Source organism: Leifsonia sp. Leaf336, from assembly GCF_001423695.1.
In the GTDB taxonomy this organism is placed as follows: Bacteria; Actinomycetota; Actinomycetes; order Actinomycetales; family Microbacteriaceae; genus Leifsonia.
In genome coordinates, this window is sequence record NZ_LMOZ01000003.1 from 62,578 (window position 1) to 76,848 (window position 14,271).

Genomic DNA, 14,271 nt, shown 5'->3' on the forward strand with positions numbered 1-14,271 from the left:
GCGCTCAGACGCGCTCGAAGACCGCGGCGAGGCCCTGGCCTCCGCCGATGCACATCGTCTCGACCGCGAGAGTGCCGTCGAGGGCCGGGAGCTCGTTCGCGAGCGTCGCCAGCATGCGGAGGCCGGTGGCACCGATCGGGTGACCGATCGAGATGCCGCTGCCGCGCGGGTTGAGGCGCGGGTCCTCCGCGTCGATGCCCCAGTCGGCGAGGCAGGCGAGCACCTGCACGGCGAACGCCTCGTTCAGCTCGATCACGTCGATGTCGCCCCACGCGACTCCCGCGCGCTCGAGCGCGCGGTTCGCCGCGGGCACCGGCGCGACGCCGAAGACGCGCGGGTCGTTGCCGGCGGCCGCCCACGAGCGGAGCCGCAGGACCGGTGTCAGCCCGAGCGCGGCCGCGCGCTCCGGGGTCGTCACGATCGCCGCGGCCGCGGCGTCGTTCTGTCCGCTGGAGTTGCCCGCCGTGACCGTGGCGTGAGCGTCGTTCCGGCCGAGGATCGCGCGGAGGCCGGCGAGCGCCTCCAGGGTCGTGTCGGCACGAGGATGCTCGTCGCGTTCGACGACCACGTCGCCGCGGCGGCCGGGGACGGTCACCGGCACGAGCTCGGCGTCGAACGCTCCGGACTCCTGCGCCGCGACCGCGCGCCGGTGGGAGCGCAGCGCGAGAGCGTCCTGCGCCTCGCGGCCGATGCCGTACTCGCGGCGCAGCGTCTCGGCCGAGCCGACGTTGCCCTCCGGCGTGGGGAACTCGCGCCCGCCAACCGTCTCGCGCCCGCGGGCGAGGGCGTCGTGCAGCATGAGGCCCCCGGTCGGGAGGCCCCTGCGTCCCTGCTCCGTATAGAGAGGAGCGTTGGACATCGACTCGGCGCCGAGTGCGATCAGCACGTCGCTCGCGCCGGTCTGCACCTCCATCGCCGCGTTGATCACCGCTTGGAGGCCGGAGCCGCAGCGCCGGTCGAGCTGGTACCCCGTGGTGGTGACCGGGAAACCGGCATTGAGGGCGGCCACCCGGCCGAACGCGGGCGCCTCCATCGTCGGGTAGCCCTGGGAGCCGATCACCCCCTCCACCGCGGCCGGGTCGAGCCCCGAGCGGTCGAGGAGGGCGCGCAGCACGTTCTCGGCGAGCGAGAGCGCGGAGACCGGCGCCAGCACGCCGCCCATCCTGCCGACCGGCGTGCGGAGGGGCGAACAGATGACGACCTCGCGCAGCTCAGTCACCGGCAACCCCCGTCCCCACGGTCACGTCGGCGGGGATCGTCAGCGGGGCTCCCGTCGCGGCGACCACCTCGTCCACCGTCACACCGGTCGCGAGTTCACGCAGTACGAAGCCGTCGTCGGTGACGTCGACGACCGCGAGGTCGGTGATGATGCGGTCGACGCACCCTCGACCGGTCAGCGGGAGGGTGCACTGCTGGACGAGCTTGGCGGAGCCGTCTTTGGCGACGTGCTCCATGACCACGATGACGCGCTCGGCGCCGTTGACGAGGTCCATCGCCCCGCCCATGCCCTTCACCATCTTGCCGGGCACCGCCCAGTTCGCGATGTCGCCGGAGGACGACACCTGCATGGCGCCGAGGACCGCGGTGGCGATCCGGCCGCCGCGGATCATCCCGAAGCTCGCCGCGGAGTCGAAGTAGCTCGCACCGGGCAGCACGGTGACGGTCTCCTTGCCCGCGTTGATCAGCTTGGGGTCCTCCTCGCCCTCCCACGGGTACGGGCCGACGCCGAGGATGCCGTTCTCGGAGTGCAGCACGACGTGCACGTCCTCCGGCAGATGGTTGGGGATCAGGGTGGGCAGGCCGATGCCGAGGTTCACGTACGAGCCGTCCTCCAGCTCGCGGGCGGCACGGGCGGCCATTTCGTCGCGGGTGCGGGGCATGGTCAGGCTCCTTCGGTTCGGGAGGCCGGGCGTGGCCGGACGGTGACCTTCTCGATCGGCAGATCGGCCGACTCCTCCGCGGTCAGCGCGATCACGCGGTCCACGTAGATGCCCGGCAGGTGGATGTCGTCGGGGCCGAGCACGCCCGGCTCGACCAGCTCGTCGACCTCGGCGATCGTGATCCGGCCGGCCATTCCGGCGAGTGGGTTGAAGTTGCGGGTCGACTTCTCGAATCGCAGGTTGCCGTGCCGGTCGCCGACGGCCGCGCGCACCAGGCCGAAGTCGGTGCGGATCGCCGTCTCGAGCACGTACTCGCGGTCGCGGCCGAACACGTCGAACGGGCGCAGCTCTTTCGGGGCGCTCTCGATGGCCACCGAACCGTCGGCCGCGTAGCGGATCGGCATGCCGCCGTCGGACACCGCTGTGCCGGCGCCGGTCGCGGTGTAGAAGGCGGGGATGCCGACGCCGCCCGCGCGCAGACGCTCCGCGAGCGTGCCCTGCGGGGTGAGCTCGACCTCCACCTCGCCGCCCAGGTACTGACGCGCGAACTCCTTGTTCTCGCCGATGTAGGAGGCGATCACCCGGCGGATGCGGCCGGCGGCCAGGAGTTCGCCCAAGCCCCAGCCGTCGACGCCGCAGTTGTTGGACACGACCTCCAGGCCGCCGACCCCGCGCGCCAGGAGTGCCCGGATCGTCACGATCGGCACGCCGGAGAGACCGAAGCCGCCGACCGCGAGGGACGCGCCCTCCGGGATGTCGGCGACCGCTTCGGCGGCCGACGCGACTGACTTGTCCAAACTGTTCGGTTTATCCATTCGTTCCCTCGGTCTCATCGTTCTGCTCGGCGAAGACCTCGCGCATGATCGCGAGCGCGCTGTTCGCGGCGGGAAGCCCCGCGTAGATCGCCGTGTGGTGGATGACCTCCGCGATCTCGGTGCGGGTCAGTCCGTTGCGCAGAGCCGCGCGCACGTGCATGCGCAGCTCGCCCTCGTGGCCGCCGGTCACCAGGCTCGCGAGCGTCGCGATCGACCGCTGCTGTCTGCTGAGCTGCGGCCGCGACCAGACCTCGCCCCACGCGTAGCGCGTGATGAAGTCCTGGAAGTCGGCCGTCTCCTCGGTGATCGCAGCGGTCGCGCGGTCGACGTGCGCGTCGCCGAGCACGGCGCGCCGGACGGCCATCCCGCGGGCGTGGGGCGACGCGTCGTCCCCGCTTGCATGAAGCGCGGTCAGCAGCGCCGCGGTCTCCGCCGGGTCCTCCAGCGGCACGAGGTGGGCGGCATGGGCGAGCTCGACGAACCGCGCGTTCGGCAGGCCCGCGGCCAGCTCGGCCATGAGGGCGGAGGTCGTGACCTGGTCGTGCGCCCCCGCGACGATCAGGGCGGGGGCCCGCACGGCGGCCACGGCGTCTCGGCGGTCGAAGGCCGCCAGCGCCTCGCAGCACAGGGCGTACGACTCGTCGTCGATGTCGATCAGCGTCTTCAAGGCGTGCCCGCCGGGGCCGTCGGGATGCGCGTCCAGGTACCCGGGGGCGAACCAGCGCTGTGCGCTGCCCGCGACGACCGAAGCCGTTCCGGAGGCGCGGACCTGCGCCGCCCGCTCGGCCCAGCCCTCCGGCGTGCCGATGGCCGCGCCCGAGCAGAACATCGCGAGGCTGCGCACCCGCTCGGGAGCCGCGAGCGCCAGTTCGAGAGCGACCGCGCCGCCGAGCGAGTCGCCGGCGACGTCGAAGGCGCCGCCGCCGATCTCGTCGACCAGCGCGAGCACGGAGGTCGCCAGGTCGGCGACGCTGAACGCCTCACGCGCGGAGGGCGACGCGCCGTGCCCCGGGAGGTCGACGCGGAGGATGCGGGGCGAGTCGGGTGCGCTCGCGAGGCGTGCGACGACGCCGTCCCACAGCTCGGTCGTCGTGCCGAGCGAGGGCAGCAGCACGAGCAGGCGCGGGGTGGCCGAGCGTGGAGCGGCCGCGGTCATGGATCCGCGGAGTCGGGGCGCGGTCACGCCCTCTCCTTTCCTGAGTGGGGGGCTGTACGTCGGTAGCGGTCGAGGGAGGCGTCGATGACGGCGCTCGCCGCCGCGAGGTCGACGAGATCTGCGGCGTCGGCGTGCGCGGCATCGTCGTCGCCGGGGGCATCGGGACTCGGTGCCTCGACGACCAGGTCGGCGAGCGCGTGCGCCAGCACCTCCGCGCTCTCGGCGGCCACGCGCAGCAGGCCGCGCCAGGCCTGCCATTCCGCGTGCCACTCCCCGGCAGGCCGGGCGTCCGAGCTCAGCGCCGCGGCGTGCAGCGTGGCGAGGAGGCCGGGCGCGCGGAGGCCGTTCGCCGCCAGGATCACCGCGTCGACCGGGTTCTGCTTGTGCGGCATCGCGGACGAACCGCCTCCACTCGCCGGGCGGAGCACCCCGTCGCGCGCGCCCAGGGCGAGGTCGCGACCGATGCGACCGGCCGCAGCGCAGACCCGCGCAGACGCGTCGGCGATCGCGAGCACCGGGCCACGGTCGGTGTGCCAGGCGCGGCCCGGGTCGGCGAGGCCGAGCCGACGGGCCAGGGCTGCGCGCAGGAGCACGGGGGCGTCGTCGCGTCCCGAGGTCCGCACGAAGGCGGCCCCGGTGCCGACGGCACCGCCGAGCTGCACGGGGAATCCCGCCGTCGTCGCAGCATCGAGGGCCTCCCGAGCCGACACCACGGTGTCGAGCCAGCTCGCGAAGGTCGCGCCGAGCGTCGTCGGCTCCGCCGGCTGCGACAGCGTCCGCGCCACGACCGGAGTCGCACGATGCCGCTGCGTGAGCTCGGCGAGCTCGAAGGCCGCGGACGCGAGCGCGTCGCCTGTGCGGGCGAGGCTGTCGCGCGACACCAGGACGAGAGCCGTGTCGACGATGTCCTGACTCGTCGCGCCCCGGTGGACGCGGTCGCCGGCGTCGCCCGCCTGGGCCCGCAACTGCTCCACCAGCGCGATGATCGGCACGCCTGCGGCGCGTGCGCCGTCAACGAGCCGGGCGCGGTCGATCGTGTCGACGTCGAAGGCGATCGCGCTCGCGCTCCGGTTCGACGCCGAGTCGCCTCCTTCGAGGTCGTCCCATGCGCCGATCAGCGCCTCCTCCACCGCGACCATCGCCGCCAGCACGCGATCGTCGCCAACCTCCGCACCCGGCGCGGCGGCCGGCTCGAGCAGGCCCCAGTCGAAGGCGTCAGCCACGGCCGTCGCCGATGAAGTCGAGGAAGACGGTCTCGCCGTCGCCCTGCAGGCGGATGTCGAACCGGTAGCTGCGCTCGCCGTCCTGCACGGCCAGGAGGGTGCCGCGCCGGTCTTCCGGAACGGTGGCCAGGAACGGATCGTCGCCGAAGTAGGCGCGCGTGAACAGGTGGTGCAGCAGCCCGCGTGCGAAGACGGTGACCAGGAGGTACGGCGCGCGTCCCGGCGCCGGAGCTCCTGGCTGGACGGTCGTGAACGAGTAGTGGCCCGCGCGGTCGACCGCGGCGCGACCGAAACCGGTCACGGTGAAGCCGTCACGTTGGAGGCTGCCTCGCTCGTCGATCGGACGGCCGTCGGCGTCGGCTCCCCAGACCTCCAGGATGGCGTCGGGAACGGGTGCGCCCGCTCCGTCGAAGACGGTGCCGTGGAACCGGATCGCGTCGGGATGCCACGGCGCCACGACCTCGGGGCCGCCGTCGTACGGCAGCGCGTAGCCGAAGAACGGCCCGACGGTCTGCGACGGTGTCTGGAGGTACTGGCCACTCCCTTCCGTGCTGCTCTCGTTCCGCTCAGGCATGCTCGCCCTCCTCCGGTTCCATCCAGGTCGCCGCGCTGCCGGTGAGCACGATGTCCCACCGGTAGCCCAGCGCCCACTCCGGCTCGCTCACATCGTGATCGTAGGTCGCGATGAGCCTCTGGCGCGCGGCGGGGTCGACGATCGACTGGTAGATCGGGTCGAGCGCGAACAGCGGGTCGCTTGGGAAGTACATCTGCGTGACCAGCCGCTGCGTGAACTGCGAGCCGAACAGCGAGAAGTGGATGTGCGCGGGACGCCAGGCGTTGCGGTGGTTCTTCCACGGGTACGGGCCCGGCTTGATGGTGACGAACCGGTACGACCCGTCGTCGCCCGTGATCGCGCGCCCGACGCCGGTGAAGTTCGGGTCGAGGGGCGCCGGATGCTGATCGCGCTTGTGCACGTAGCGGCCCGCGGAGTTCGCCTGCCAGACCTCCACGAGCTGGTTGCGGACCGGGCGGCCCTCGCCGTCGAGCACGCGTCCTGTCACGATGATGCGCTCGCCGAGCGGCTCGCCGCTGTGCTGGATGGTCAGGTCGCTCTCTTCCGGGGCGACGTCCGTGTGCCCGAACGCCGGAGAGACCAGTTCGATCTCCTCGGGGTCGGCACGGACGAGCTCGTGCGTCGGGTGCCGCAGCGCCGAGCTACGGTACGGCCCGAAATCGCGCAGCGGGTGAACGGGGAGGGGCCCGGCCGCAGCGGTGGCCGCGTGCACCCGGGCGATCTGGGTGTTGATCTGGTCCTGCTCGGTGTTGGTCATGGCGTGCCTCAGAAGGGAAGGCCCGCGTACTGCTCGGCGAGTGCCGCCTGAGCGTGACGCGATCCGGTCGTGTACTCCAGCTGTCCGAGCTGGCTGCGGTAGCGGAAGGCCCCGGCCGAGGGGTCGGCGACCTCCCTGTGCACATGGAGCATCTCCGTCATCCACTGGGAGAACTGCTGCACCTTCCACTGGCGGGCGAGCGCGGACGCGCTGTAGCGCTTCAGCAGCGTGTCGTCGCCGCCGAAGTGGGCTGCCAGCGAGCGGCCGAGGAGGGCGACGTCGGCGATCGCCGAGTTGAGGCCCTTCGCTCCGGTCGGCGGCACGATGTGCCCGGCGTCGCCGGCCAGGAACAGGCGGCCGTGCTCGAGGGTGGAGGCGACGAAGCTGCGCATCGGCGTGATCGACTTCTCGGTGATGACGCCCTCCCGGAGCGTCCAGCCGGGCACGCCGAGTCGGGTCTGCAGCGCCTCCCAGATGCGGGCGTCCGACCAGTCGTCGATCGACTCGTCGGGGTCGACCTGCAGGTAGAGCCGCGATACCTCCAGCGAGCGCATGGAGTGCATGGCGAAGCCCTCGGGGTGCAGGGCGTAGATGAGGTCGTCGGTCGACGGCGGGACGTCGGCCAGGATGCCGAGCCAGGCGTAGGGATAGCTCCGCTCGAGGGCCTGGATGCCCGGGATCGCCGGCCGGCAGACACCGTGGTAGCCGTCGGCGCCGACGACGATCTCGCAGTCGATGCGCTCGCCGTCGATGCGCTCGCCGTCGTCGGTCGTCACGAAGGGCGCGTCGGTGTCGAGGTCGTGGGGCGCGACCCCGCCGACCTCGAAACGGACGTCGGAGCCCGCCCGGTCGTGCTCGGCGAGCAGGTGCCGCACGAGCGCCTGCTGACCGTAGACGGTGACCGTGCGACCCACGAGGTCGACGAAGTCGAGGTGGTGACGCTGACCCTCGTACTGCAGGTAGATGCCGTGGTGGGTCAGCCCGCGCTCGGTGAGATCGGCGTCGAGGCCCAGCTCGCGCAGGATGTCGACGGAGCCCTGCTCGAGGACTCCGGCGCGCACGCGGCCGAGGACGTACTCGCGACTCTTCTGCTCCAGGATGACGAAACCGATTCCGGCTCGTCGGAGGATGTGGCCGAGCAGGAGTCCTGCGGGCCCGGCCCCGATGATGGCGACCTGGGTTCGCATGTTCCGCCTTTCGCGTCGGTGGGAAGGTCGTCCCAGTTTTCGTCACCGCGGCGCGGAGGTGGTTCTACTTTCCACTGGATGGAAAAGGAATCCCGGTCAGCGACGCGGCAGCTCGCCGATCTTGGTGCCATCACTGCGGAAGATCACCAGCTCGTCGCCATCGACCTTGGCCGTGACCGCGAGGTTGAGCCACGGCGTCACACCCTCGCACGCCACCGTGATGGAGGCGAAGGGCCCGAATGTGAACTCCTGACCGGAGATCTTCCCGTCGCCCTTCATCGCATTGCAGCCGTCGTTGCCGTGCCACGAGCCGTCGGACTCGACCGTGAGTGACGGCTGGCCCGTCTTGACGACTCCCCAGTCACCGGCCGGGGAGGAGGATCCGGACGACGCGCATCCGGACAGGGCGGCGAGCACGACGGCCGCCGCGAGGGCTGATCTGAGCGTTCTGTGCGTGAGCATGGCTAACGGTACCGGTCGCCGCAGAACCCCATCCGGCCTCAGCGGCCCGAGACGAGGGCCGCCGAGATGCCCCTCGCGGCCATGCGCACACCGAGTGCGAACTGCGGCTCGTCGGCGCGTTCGGCGTGCGCGATGATCGACACCGCGGCCACCACGTCACCCGCGGCGTCGCGCACCGGCGCCGCGACCGAGAACGCGCCCCGCGTCAACTCCTCGACCGACCGGGACACGCCCGTCGCTCGGATGCTCGCGAGCCGGGCGCGGAGCTGCTTCTCGGTGGTCAGCGTGTTCGGCTGGAACTTGCGCGGGTGCTGCGCCAGCACCTCCTCGAGCGTGCCGGGCGGAGCGTAGGCGAGGAGGACGAGGCCGACACCGGTGGCGTGCAGCGGGAGGCGCGTCCCCACGTCGCTGATGACCCGGATCGCCCCGGCGCCCGACAGGCGCTCGAGATAGACGGCGCCGAGACCCTCGCGCACCGCGAGGTGGACGTGCTCGCCCGTCGCCTCCAGGAGGTCGTCGAGGTACGGGCGCGCGGCCTCCCGCAGCTTGCGCGCCGTCGGCTGTCGCGCGCCGAGCCTCCACAGCTTCATGCCGACCCGGTACCGGCCGTCGTCGCCGCGGAGCAGCCCGCCCCAGGCGACCCACTCTCCGAGCAGCCGGTGCGCGGTCGAGACCGGGAGGCCGGCCCGCCGGGCGACCTCGCTGAGGGTCAGCTCGTCGCCGCGCTCGAAGGCGTCCGCGATCGCGAACACGCGCTCGGCGACACTGCGGTCGTCGTGAGCTCCACCGGCCATGCGGTTCAGCCTACGACCGGCCCGGCAACGGCCGGTCGAGCGGCCCGGGCGCACGTGGTGTTGATTCGTAGGTTTTTTCCTACTTATACTGCTGTCATGACCACCTCCAACGTTCGTGTGCGCATCCAGACCATCACCATCCCCGTCGCCGATCAGGATCGCTCGCTCGCCTTCTACCGCGACGTGCTCGGCTTCGAGGTCCGCGCCGACACCGCGTACGGCGACGCACGCTGGCTGTCCGTCGCCCCCGAGGGCAGCTCCGTCGACTTCACCCTGCACCCGCCGTTCCCCGGCCAGGCCGCGCCGGGCTGGCAGCAGGGCATCGTGCTCCACACCGACGACATCTCCGGGGTCGTCGCCGCGCTCGCCGCCGCGGGCGTCGAGGTCACCGGCCCCGAGCAGGTCGGCTGGGGTGTGCAGGCGCAGTTCGCCGACCCCGACGGCAACGGCTTCGTGCTGCTGCAGCAGGGCTGACGTGCCCGTCCGCGCCAAAGACACCGCGGCCGACCGGCTGTTCGGCGCACTCGCGAACCCGACCAGGCGCGACATCCTCGACCTCCTGCTGGAGGGCGAGACCAGCACCGGCGAGATCGCCGCACGCTTCTCGATGAGCCGGCCGTCGGTGTCCGAGCACCTGCGGGCGCTCCGCGACGCCGGCCTGGTCGCCGAACGCGCAGCCGGACGCAATGTGTACTACTCCCTCACGCCCGAGCCGTGGAGCGAGCTGCGCGACTGGATGGCGCCGCACGAACGTTTCTGGCGCGAACGGATGCGGCGACTGCACGCGACGCTCGACGCGCTGCCGGACGACGACATCCCCGCACCAACCGATCGGGAGACCGCATGACCAGCCTCACCACCTTCGAGCTCGACGAATTCCTGCCGCACCCGCCCGCGAAAGTGTGGCGCGTGCTCAGCGAGCCCGAGCTCCTCGCCGGCTGGCTGATGCCCCACGACGGCTTCGCGCCCGTCGTCGGCACCCGCTTCGCGTTCCGCACGGAGCCGGTGCCGCAGACCTCCTTCTCGGGCCTCGTGCAGTGCGAGGTGCTGGAGGTCGATCCCGGCCGGCTGCTGAGCATCTCGTGGTCGAGCGAGGGCACGGCGCTCGACACCGTCGTCACCTGGCGACTCGTGGCCGAGGGCACGGGCACCCGCCTGCTGCTCACCCAGGAGGGCTTCGACCTCGACGACCCCGATCAGGCGCGCGCCTTCCAGATCATGAACGGCGGCTGGAGGTCGCACGTCTTCACGCGGATGGTCGCGGCGCTGGACAGGGTGTGAGGGACCTCAGTCGCCCGCCCGCCGGTACACGTTCACCAGCACACCCGCGGGGGTGGACCGCGACTCGACCAAGCTCATCCGCGAGTACGGGAAGCCGTCGCCGAACAGCTTCTTGCCGGTGCCCAGAATGAGCGGGTGCACCAGGAGGCGGTACTCGTCGACCTGGTCGTGCTCGGCCAGTGTGCGGACGAGCTCGGTGCTCCCCCACACCCGGATCTCTCCTCCCGGCTCGGCGCGCAGGCGATCGACCGCCGCGGGGACGTCCGGGCCCAGCAGATAGGAGTTCTTCCAGCCGACCTCGCTCAGCGTCCGGGAGGCGACGTATTTGGGGATGCGGTTGTAGCGGCGCGTCAGCTCGCCCTGGAACCCCTCCTCGTCCTCGCTCCACACGCCCCAGGAGGCGGCGAAGATCTCGTAGGTCCGCCGCCCGAGCAGCAAAGCCTCCGTGTTCTTCTCCCACTCCCCGACGGTGCCGTCGTCGTCGTAGTCGAACTGCCAGCCGCCGTAGGGAAAATCCCCCGCGACGTCCTCCTCCGGGCCTCCCGGCCCTTGGGTCACCCCGTCGAGGGTGACGAACGCCTGCACCACGATCGAAGCCACAGCGACCTCCTAACGTTGGGTCTCCTCCCGTCTACACCCGGGCGGCCCGGGTCGCAACCGTCGCTGCGCGGTCGCAACGGATGGCCCTGTTGCCGCGGCCGCGCGCACGGCGGTAGCGTGCGGCCGACCGGCCCGCACTGGGCCGGAGACGGGGGTACGAGCATGCTGGTCGAAGGACAGTCGATGGAGGGCTTCGAGAAGGCGTTCGACGACGCTGTCACCAAGGCGCCGGGCAGCACGGTGCCGCGCCGGTACGAGCTGCGCCGGGTGTGGGTGGATCAGGGCGGCGTCGTGGGCCGGATGTACGGCTGCGAAGTGGAGGTGTCGGGACCGGACGTCCCGACCGATCGGTGAGCCACCAACCGATCGGTGACGGGATCTGACCGTTCGGTCGATCCGCGCGCGGGCACGGCCTAGGAGGCTGGGGACATGACCGAGACACCCCTCCCCACCACCGCCGCCGTGCACGCCACGGCCCGCCGCGCGGCCTTCCGCCCTGTACTCGCCCTGCTCTGGTCGTTCGTCGCCCTGAGCGCCGCGATGGTCGCCTTCCTCGCCGTTCTGACCGCCGTCGGCGCCGGCGTGGACATCGCCATCTGGGTCCGCTGCTCGATCGTGTTCGCCAGCTCCGTCCTGCTCCTGATCTTCGGGATCGGCGCGGCTCGCGGCTCGCGCAACGCCCTGCTCCGCCTGCGGATCGTCGCGCCGATCATCGTCGCCGCGGTCGTCGTGATCGTCTCGATCCCCGGCTTCCTGCCCGGCTGGGTGCGTATCGAGCAGGCCGTCTGCGGCCTCCTCGTGCTGCCGGTCGCGATCATCGCGAACCTGCCCCGCACGCGCGCGCTGGTCTCCGCGAAAGCGTAGGGTCTGACCGTGAACGATCCGCGCTGGAGGACCGCCCTCACACTCACGCCGTACCTAGTGCTGGCCGTGCTGGTCGCCTTCACCGTCGGCGTGCAGTGGGGCGAGTGGGGGCAGCTCGTGCCCACCCTCCTCCTCTGCGCGGTGACCGCGGTGTGGATCATCGCCTGGCGGAGGCTGCCGGCGGCGTTGCAGGAGCGGCCCGCGCTGGTCGCCGTCTTCATGACGGGTCTCATCGCCCTCAACCTGGCCCTGGTGTTCCGGGACAGCTGGTTCGGCTTCCTGACGATCGCGACGTTCACGTTCGCCTACTCGATCGTCCCCTGGCCGTGGGAGCTGCTCGCCGTCGGCGCGACGGCCGTGGTCGCCGGGCTCGCGCAGGCCTCGCCGCTGGGCTGGGACGCCACCGGCATCGTCGGAACCATCGGCATCCTGCTGCTCAACGTGGTCGCCATGTGCGGCCTGTCGTGGTCGCTTCGGCTCGCCGAACGCCAGGTGAACCTGCGCGCCACCGAGCAGGAGCGGTCCCGGCTCGCGCGCGAGATCCACGACACGCTCGCGCAGGGCTTCGCGGGCATCGTCACCCAGTTGCAGGCGGCGGAGCAGGCGCCGGACGAGGATTCCCGCACCCGGCACACCGATGCCGCCATCGCCCTCGCGCGGGACGGGCTGGCCGAGGCGCGGCGTTCGGTGAAGGCGCTGCGGCCGGCCGCCCTCGACGCCATGCGGCTGCCGGAGGCGATCGGTCAGCTGGCGCGCACCTGGACGGAGCGCACCGGCATCCCGTGCGACGTCAGCGCGAGCGGCGACGCCACGACCCTTCCGACGGACGTGGAGGTCGCGCTGCTCCGGACCGCGCAGGAGGCCCTCGCGAACGTCGAGCGCCACGCGGGCGCGCGACGGGTTCGGCTGACCTTGCGCACGGACACGACCGGCACCCGGCTCGAGGTGCGCGACGACGGCCGCGGCTTCGACCCGGAGGAGCGCTCGGTCGAGCGTGCCTCCGACGACGGAGGCTACGGACTGGTGGCCATGCGCGAGCGCATCGAATCGGTCGCGGGAGGCCTCATCGTCGAGTCGCGCCCCGGCCACGGCACGGCGATCAGGGCCGAGGTCCCCGCGTGACCGCGGCAAGCGCCGACGCGCCCGTGCGCCTGCTGGTGGTCGACGACCATCCCGTCGTGCGCGACGGCATCGTCGGCATGGTGGCCTCCGACCCCGGGGTGGAAGTCGTGGGCGAGGCGTCGGACGGCGCGGAAGCGGTGCAGCTCGCGCGTGCGCTGACCCCGGACGTCGTGCTGATGGACCTACGGATGCGCGGCATGGACGGTGTCGCCGCCATCCGCGAGCTCACCCGGCTGGGCCTCCCGTGCCGCGTCGTCGTGCTCACGACGTTCGACGGCGACTCCGACGTGCTGCCGGCGATCGAGGCGGGCGCGACGGGCTATCTGCTGAAGGACGCACCGCGGGAGGACCTGCTGCGCGCCATTCGCGCGGCGGCGGACGGTGACGCGGTGCTGGCGCCCTCCGTCGCGTCGCGCCTGGTCGGTCGCGTGCGCGCCCCCGAATCGAGCCTGCTGTCGCCGCGCGAGCTGGAGGTGCTGGCCCTGGTCGCCGACGGGGCGACGAACCGTGTCGCCGGGGAGCGCCTCCACCTCAGTGAGGCCACGGTGAAGACGCACCTGCTCAGCATCTACGGCAAGCTCGGCGTCGGCGACCGTGCGGCCGCGGTGGCCGAAGGGTTCCGCCGCGGGCTGCTGACCCTGTAGCGGCTAGTGCCGCCTCCGAAGGGCGAGGGGGTTTTGGGGACGGAGCAGATCGGGTAGGACGGAAGACATGGAGATCGTGCTGGCCGTCCTCGAGCGTGGCGACGTCGCGTACGAGATCGAGTTCGAGCGGACGAGCGAGCCGCCCTACGAACTGCGCGTGCCCTCCCACATCGGCGGGGCCGCGGTCGTGGACGTCTTCGACCTCGTCGACTCCAGCGAGTGGCCGGTGCTCCTCCGCTACGCCTTCGCGGAGTGCGTGCCGGCCGTGATGGGGTCGCCGGACGACCTGAACGGCGAAGAGCTCGGCGAGGACCTCGGCGACGACCTCGACGACGAGTTCTGACGCCCTCTCAGAACAGGAACAGCTGTCCCATCACGATCACGAGGATCAGGAAGACCACGACCACGCCGCCGATGATGGCGAGGGTGCGGCCCGACATCCTGGCGATGCCGAAGCCGACGATGAACGGCAGCGCGAGGCAGCCCAGCGCGATGATCCACCAGAACGCCTGGAACCCGGCCTGCGACGTGGAGGCGAGCCGCTCCCCGAACAGCTTCTGCGTCGTCGGATGGGTGGCGAACGCGACGCTCGCCGACAGCGGGTACGCGATGAGGACGGCCGTGATCAGGCCGGCGAACGCTCCCCACATCCCCCGATGAGCGCCCAGGTGCAGCGTCTCCTCCTGATGCGGTCCCTGCTTGCTCTTCGTGCTCATGGCGCACAGCATAACCAGCCGCCTCCCGTTTCGGGCAGGCCCGGAATCCCGCGCCGAACGCCGCGCCGAAACCGGGTGCACTGTACGGTCTATTCCGCGGGTTACCCTGGAAGGGTCACCGGTGCGCACGCACGCAGTCAAAGGGGGCGTCTCGGACGCGCCGGCGTCTTACCCGATGTCGTATGGGGGTGGAGGC

At 72.0% G+C, this 14,271-nt stretch carries 20 protein-coding genes; 8 read left to right on the forward strand and 12 right to left on the reverse strand.

Annotated elements, in window-relative coordinates; genetic code table 11:
• Nucleotides 1–4: 4 nt before the first annotated feature.
• The 10 genes from ASF88_RS15580 to ASF88_RS15625 form a co-directional block, all read right to left on the reverse strand.
• The gene (locus ASF88_RS15580; RefSeq protein ID WP_235493508.1) at nt 5–1,219 is read right to left on the reverse strand and encodes an acetyl-CoA C-acetyltransferase; all 1,215 of its coding nucleotides are present in this window, start codon (nt 1,217–1,219) and stop codon (nt 5–7) included.
• Nucleotides 1,212–1,880: a CoA transferase subunit B gene (locus ASF88_RS15585; protein ID WP_055920768.1), complete on the reverse strand. Its 669-nt coding sequence runs from the start codon at nt 1,878–1,880 to the stop codon at nt 1,212–1,214. The genes ASF88_RS15580 and ASF88_RS15585 overlap by 8 nt, the downstream gene beginning before the upstream one ends.
• Before the next feature lie 2 nt (nt 1,881–1,882).
• Entirely contained in the window at nt 1,883–2,677 is a 795-nt protein-coding gene (locus tag ASF88_RS15590; protein ID WP_055920771.1) for a CoA transferase subunit A, read from the reverse strand.
• Nucleotides 2,678–2,687: 10 nt separating this feature from the next.
• Nucleotides 2,688–3,878 carry a bifunctional 3-oxoadipate enol-lactonase/4-carboxymuconolactone decarboxylase PcaDC gene (gene pcaDC / locus ASF88_RS21000; RefSeq protein ID WP_235493509.1) on the reverse strand — a complete coding sequence of 397 codons (1,191 nt, stop codon included), beginning with the start codon at nt 3,876–3,878 and terminating at the stop codon, nt 2,688–2,690.
• Nucleotides 3,875–5,074 (reverse strand): lyase family protein, encoded by a 1,200-nt coding sequence (locus tag ASF88_RS15600; RefSeq protein ID WP_055920777.1) that lies wholly within the window; start codon nt 5,072–5,074, stop codon nt 3,875–3,877. Before ASF88_RS15600 ends, pcaDC begins: the two co-directional genes overlap by 4 nt.
• The gene (gene pcaG / locus ASF88_RS15605) at nt 5,067–5,648 is read right to left on the reverse strand and encodes a protocatechuate 3,4-dioxygenase subunit alpha (protein WP_055920780.1); all 582 of its coding nucleotides are present in this window, start codon (nt 5,646–5,648) and stop codon (nt 5,067–5,069) included. The genes ASF88_RS15600 and pcaG overlap by 8 nt, the downstream gene beginning before the upstream one ends.
• Entirely contained in the window at nt 5,641–6,405 is a 765-nt protein-coding gene (gene pcaH / locus ASF88_RS15610) for a protocatechuate 3,4-dioxygenase subunit beta (protein WP_055920782.1), read from the reverse strand. Before pcaH ends, pcaG begins: the two co-directional genes overlap by 8 nt.
• Nucleotides 6,406–6,413: 8 nt before the next feature.
• Nucleotides 6,414–7,592, reverse strand: a complete 1,179-nt coding sequence (locus ASF88_RS15615; RefSeq protein WP_055920785.1) for a 4-hydroxybenzoate 3-monooxygenase — start codon at nt 7,590–7,592, stop codon at nt 6,414–6,416.
• Nucleotides 7,593–7,688: 96 nt separating this feature from the next.
• Nucleotides 7,689–8,054 carry an META domain-containing protein gene (locus ASF88_RS15620; RefSeq protein WP_055920788.1) on the reverse strand — a complete coding sequence of 122 codons (366 nt, stop codon included), beginning with the start codon at nt 8,052–8,054 and terminating at the stop codon, nt 7,689–7,691.
• A gap of 38 nt (nt 8,055–8,092) precedes the next feature.
• Nucleotides 8,093–8,848 (reverse strand): IclR family transcriptional regulator, encoded by a 756-nt coding sequence (locus ASF88_RS15625; RefSeq protein WP_055920791.1) that lies wholly within the window; start codon nt 8,846–8,848, stop codon nt 8,093–8,095.
• 96 nt (nt 8,849–8,944) lie between these two features.
• Between ASF88_RS15625 and ASF88_RS15630 the strand changes: the two genes are divergently transcribed.
• The 3 genes from ASF88_RS15630 to ASF88_RS15640 are packed head-to-tail and all read left to right on the forward strand — an operon-like array spanning nt 8,945 to nt 10,129.
• The gene (locus ASF88_RS15630; RefSeq protein WP_055920794.1) at nt 8,945–9,322 is read left to right on the forward strand and encodes a VOC family protein; all 378 of its coding nucleotides are present in this window, start codon (nt 8,945–8,947) and stop codon (nt 9,320–9,322) included.
• A 1-nt stretch (nt 9,323) separates the two neighbouring features.
• Complete coding sequence (locus tag ASF88_RS15635; protein WP_055920797.1) at nt 9,324–9,695, forward strand: ArsR/SmtB family transcription factor; 372 nt, start codon at nt 9,324–9,326, stop codon at nt 9,693–9,695.
• Nucleotides 9,692–10,129 (forward strand): SRPBCC family protein, encoded by a 438-nt coding sequence (locus ASF88_RS15640; RefSeq protein ID WP_055920800.1) that lies wholly within the window; start codon nt 9,692–9,694, stop codon nt 10,127–10,129. The genes ASF88_RS15635 and ASF88_RS15640 overlap by 4 nt, the downstream gene beginning before the upstream one ends.
• A 6-nt stretch (nt 10,130–10,135) precedes the next feature.
• Here ASF88_RS15640 and ASF88_RS15645 read toward each other — a convergent pair whose 3' ends face one another.
• The gene (locus tag ASF88_RS15645) at nt 10,136–10,729 is read right to left on the reverse strand and encodes a dihydrofolate reductase family protein (RefSeq protein ID WP_055920803.1); all 594 of its coding nucleotides are present in this window, start codon (nt 10,727–10,729) and stop codon (nt 10,136–10,138) included.
• Nucleotides 10,730–10,891: 162 nt separating this feature from the next.
• Between ASF88_RS15645 and ASF88_RS15650 the strand changes: the two genes are divergently transcribed.
• The 5 genes from ASF88_RS15650 to ASF88_RS15670 all read left to right on the forward strand — a co-directional run bounded on the left by ASF88_RS15650 (nt 10,892) and on the right by ASF88_RS15670 (nt 13,702).
• Nucleotides 10,892–11,083, forward strand: coding sequence for a hypothetical protein (locus ASF88_RS15650; protein WP_055920807.1), 192 nt, complete (start codon nt 10,892–10,894; stop codon nt 11,081–11,083).
• Between the two features lie 75 nt (nt 11,084–11,158).
• Nucleotides 11,159–11,593 carry a hypothetical protein gene (locus tag ASF88_RS15655; RefSeq protein WP_055920810.1) on the forward strand — a complete coding sequence of 145 codons (435 nt, stop codon included), beginning with the start codon at nt 11,159–11,161 and terminating at the stop codon, nt 11,591–11,593.
• Between the two features lie 9 nt (nt 11,594–11,602).
• Nucleotides 11,603–12,715 (forward strand): sensor histidine kinase, encoded by a 1,113-nt coding sequence (locus tag ASF88_RS15660; protein WP_200935308.1) that lies wholly within the window; start codon nt 11,603–11,605, stop codon nt 12,713–12,715.
• Entirely contained in the window at nt 12,712–13,359 is a 648-nt protein-coding gene (locus ASF88_RS15665; protein WP_055920816.1) for a response regulator, read from the forward strand. Before ASF88_RS15660 ends, ASF88_RS15665 begins: the two co-directional genes overlap by 4 nt.
• A 67-nt stretch (nt 13,360–13,426) precedes the next feature.
• Nucleotides 13,427–13,702 (forward strand): hypothetical protein, encoded by a 276-nt coding sequence (locus ASF88_RS15670; protein WP_055920820.1) that lies wholly within the window; start codon nt 13,427–13,429, stop codon nt 13,700–13,702.
• Between the two features lie 7 nt (nt 13,703–13,709).
• On the opposite strand, the gene ASF88_RS15675 is transcribed toward ASF88_RS15670, so the two are convergent.
• Nucleotides 13,710–14,075, reverse strand: coding sequence for a hypothetical protein (locus ASF88_RS15675; protein ID WP_055920824.1), 366 nt, complete (start codon nt 14,073–14,075; stop codon nt 13,710–13,712).
• Between the last annotated feature and the right edge of the window lie 196 nt (nt 14,076–14,271).

Coding starts and splice junctions, on each gene's coding strand:
- ASF88_RS15670 (WP_055920820.1), top strand. CDS start 13,427: ATGGAGATCGTGCTGGCCGTCCTCGAGCGTGGCGACGTCGCGTACGAG.
- ASF88_RS15625 (WP_055920791.1), bottom strand. CDS start 8,848: ATGGCCGGTGGAGCTCACGACGACCGCAGTGTCGCCGAGCGCGTGTTC.
- ASF88_RS15675 (WP_055920824.1), bottom strand. CDS start 14,075: ATGAGCACGAAGAGCAAGCAGGGACCGCATCAGGAGGAGACGCTGCAC.
- ASF88_RS15650 (WP_055920807.1), top strand. CDS start 10,892: ATGCTGGTCGAAGGACAGTCGATGGAGGGCTTCGAGAAGGCGTTCGAC.
- pcaH (WP_055920782.1), bottom strand. CDS start 6,405: ATGACCAACACCGAGCAGGACCAGATCAACACCCAGATCGCCCGGGTG.
- ASF88_RS15655 (WP_055920810.1), top strand. CDS start 11,159: ATGACCGAGACACCCCTCCCCACCACCGCCGCCGTGCACGCCACGGCC.
- ASF88_RS15640 (WP_055920800.1), top strand. CDS start 9,692: ATGACCAGCCTCACCACCTTCGAGCTCGACGAATTCCTGCCGCACCCG.
- ASF88_RS15630 (WP_055920794.1), top strand. CDS start 8,945: ATGACCACCTCCAACGTTCGTGTGCGCATCCAGACCATCACCATCCCC.
- ASF88_RS15585 (WP_055920768.1), bottom strand. CDS start 1,880: ATGCCCCGCACCCGCGACGAAATGGCCGCCCGTGCCGCCCGCGAGCTG.
- pcaG (WP_055920780.1), bottom strand. CDS start 5,648: ATGCCTGAGCGGAACGAGAGCAGCACGGAAGGGAGTGGCCAGTACCTC.
- ASF88_RS15615 (WP_055920785.1), bottom strand. CDS start 7,592: ATGCGAACCCAGGTCGCCATCATCGGGGCCGGGCCCGCAGGACTCCTG.
- ASF88_RS15620 (WP_055920788.1), bottom strand. CDS start 8,054: ATGCTCACGCACAGAACGCTCAGATCAGCCCTCGCGGCGGCCGTCGTG.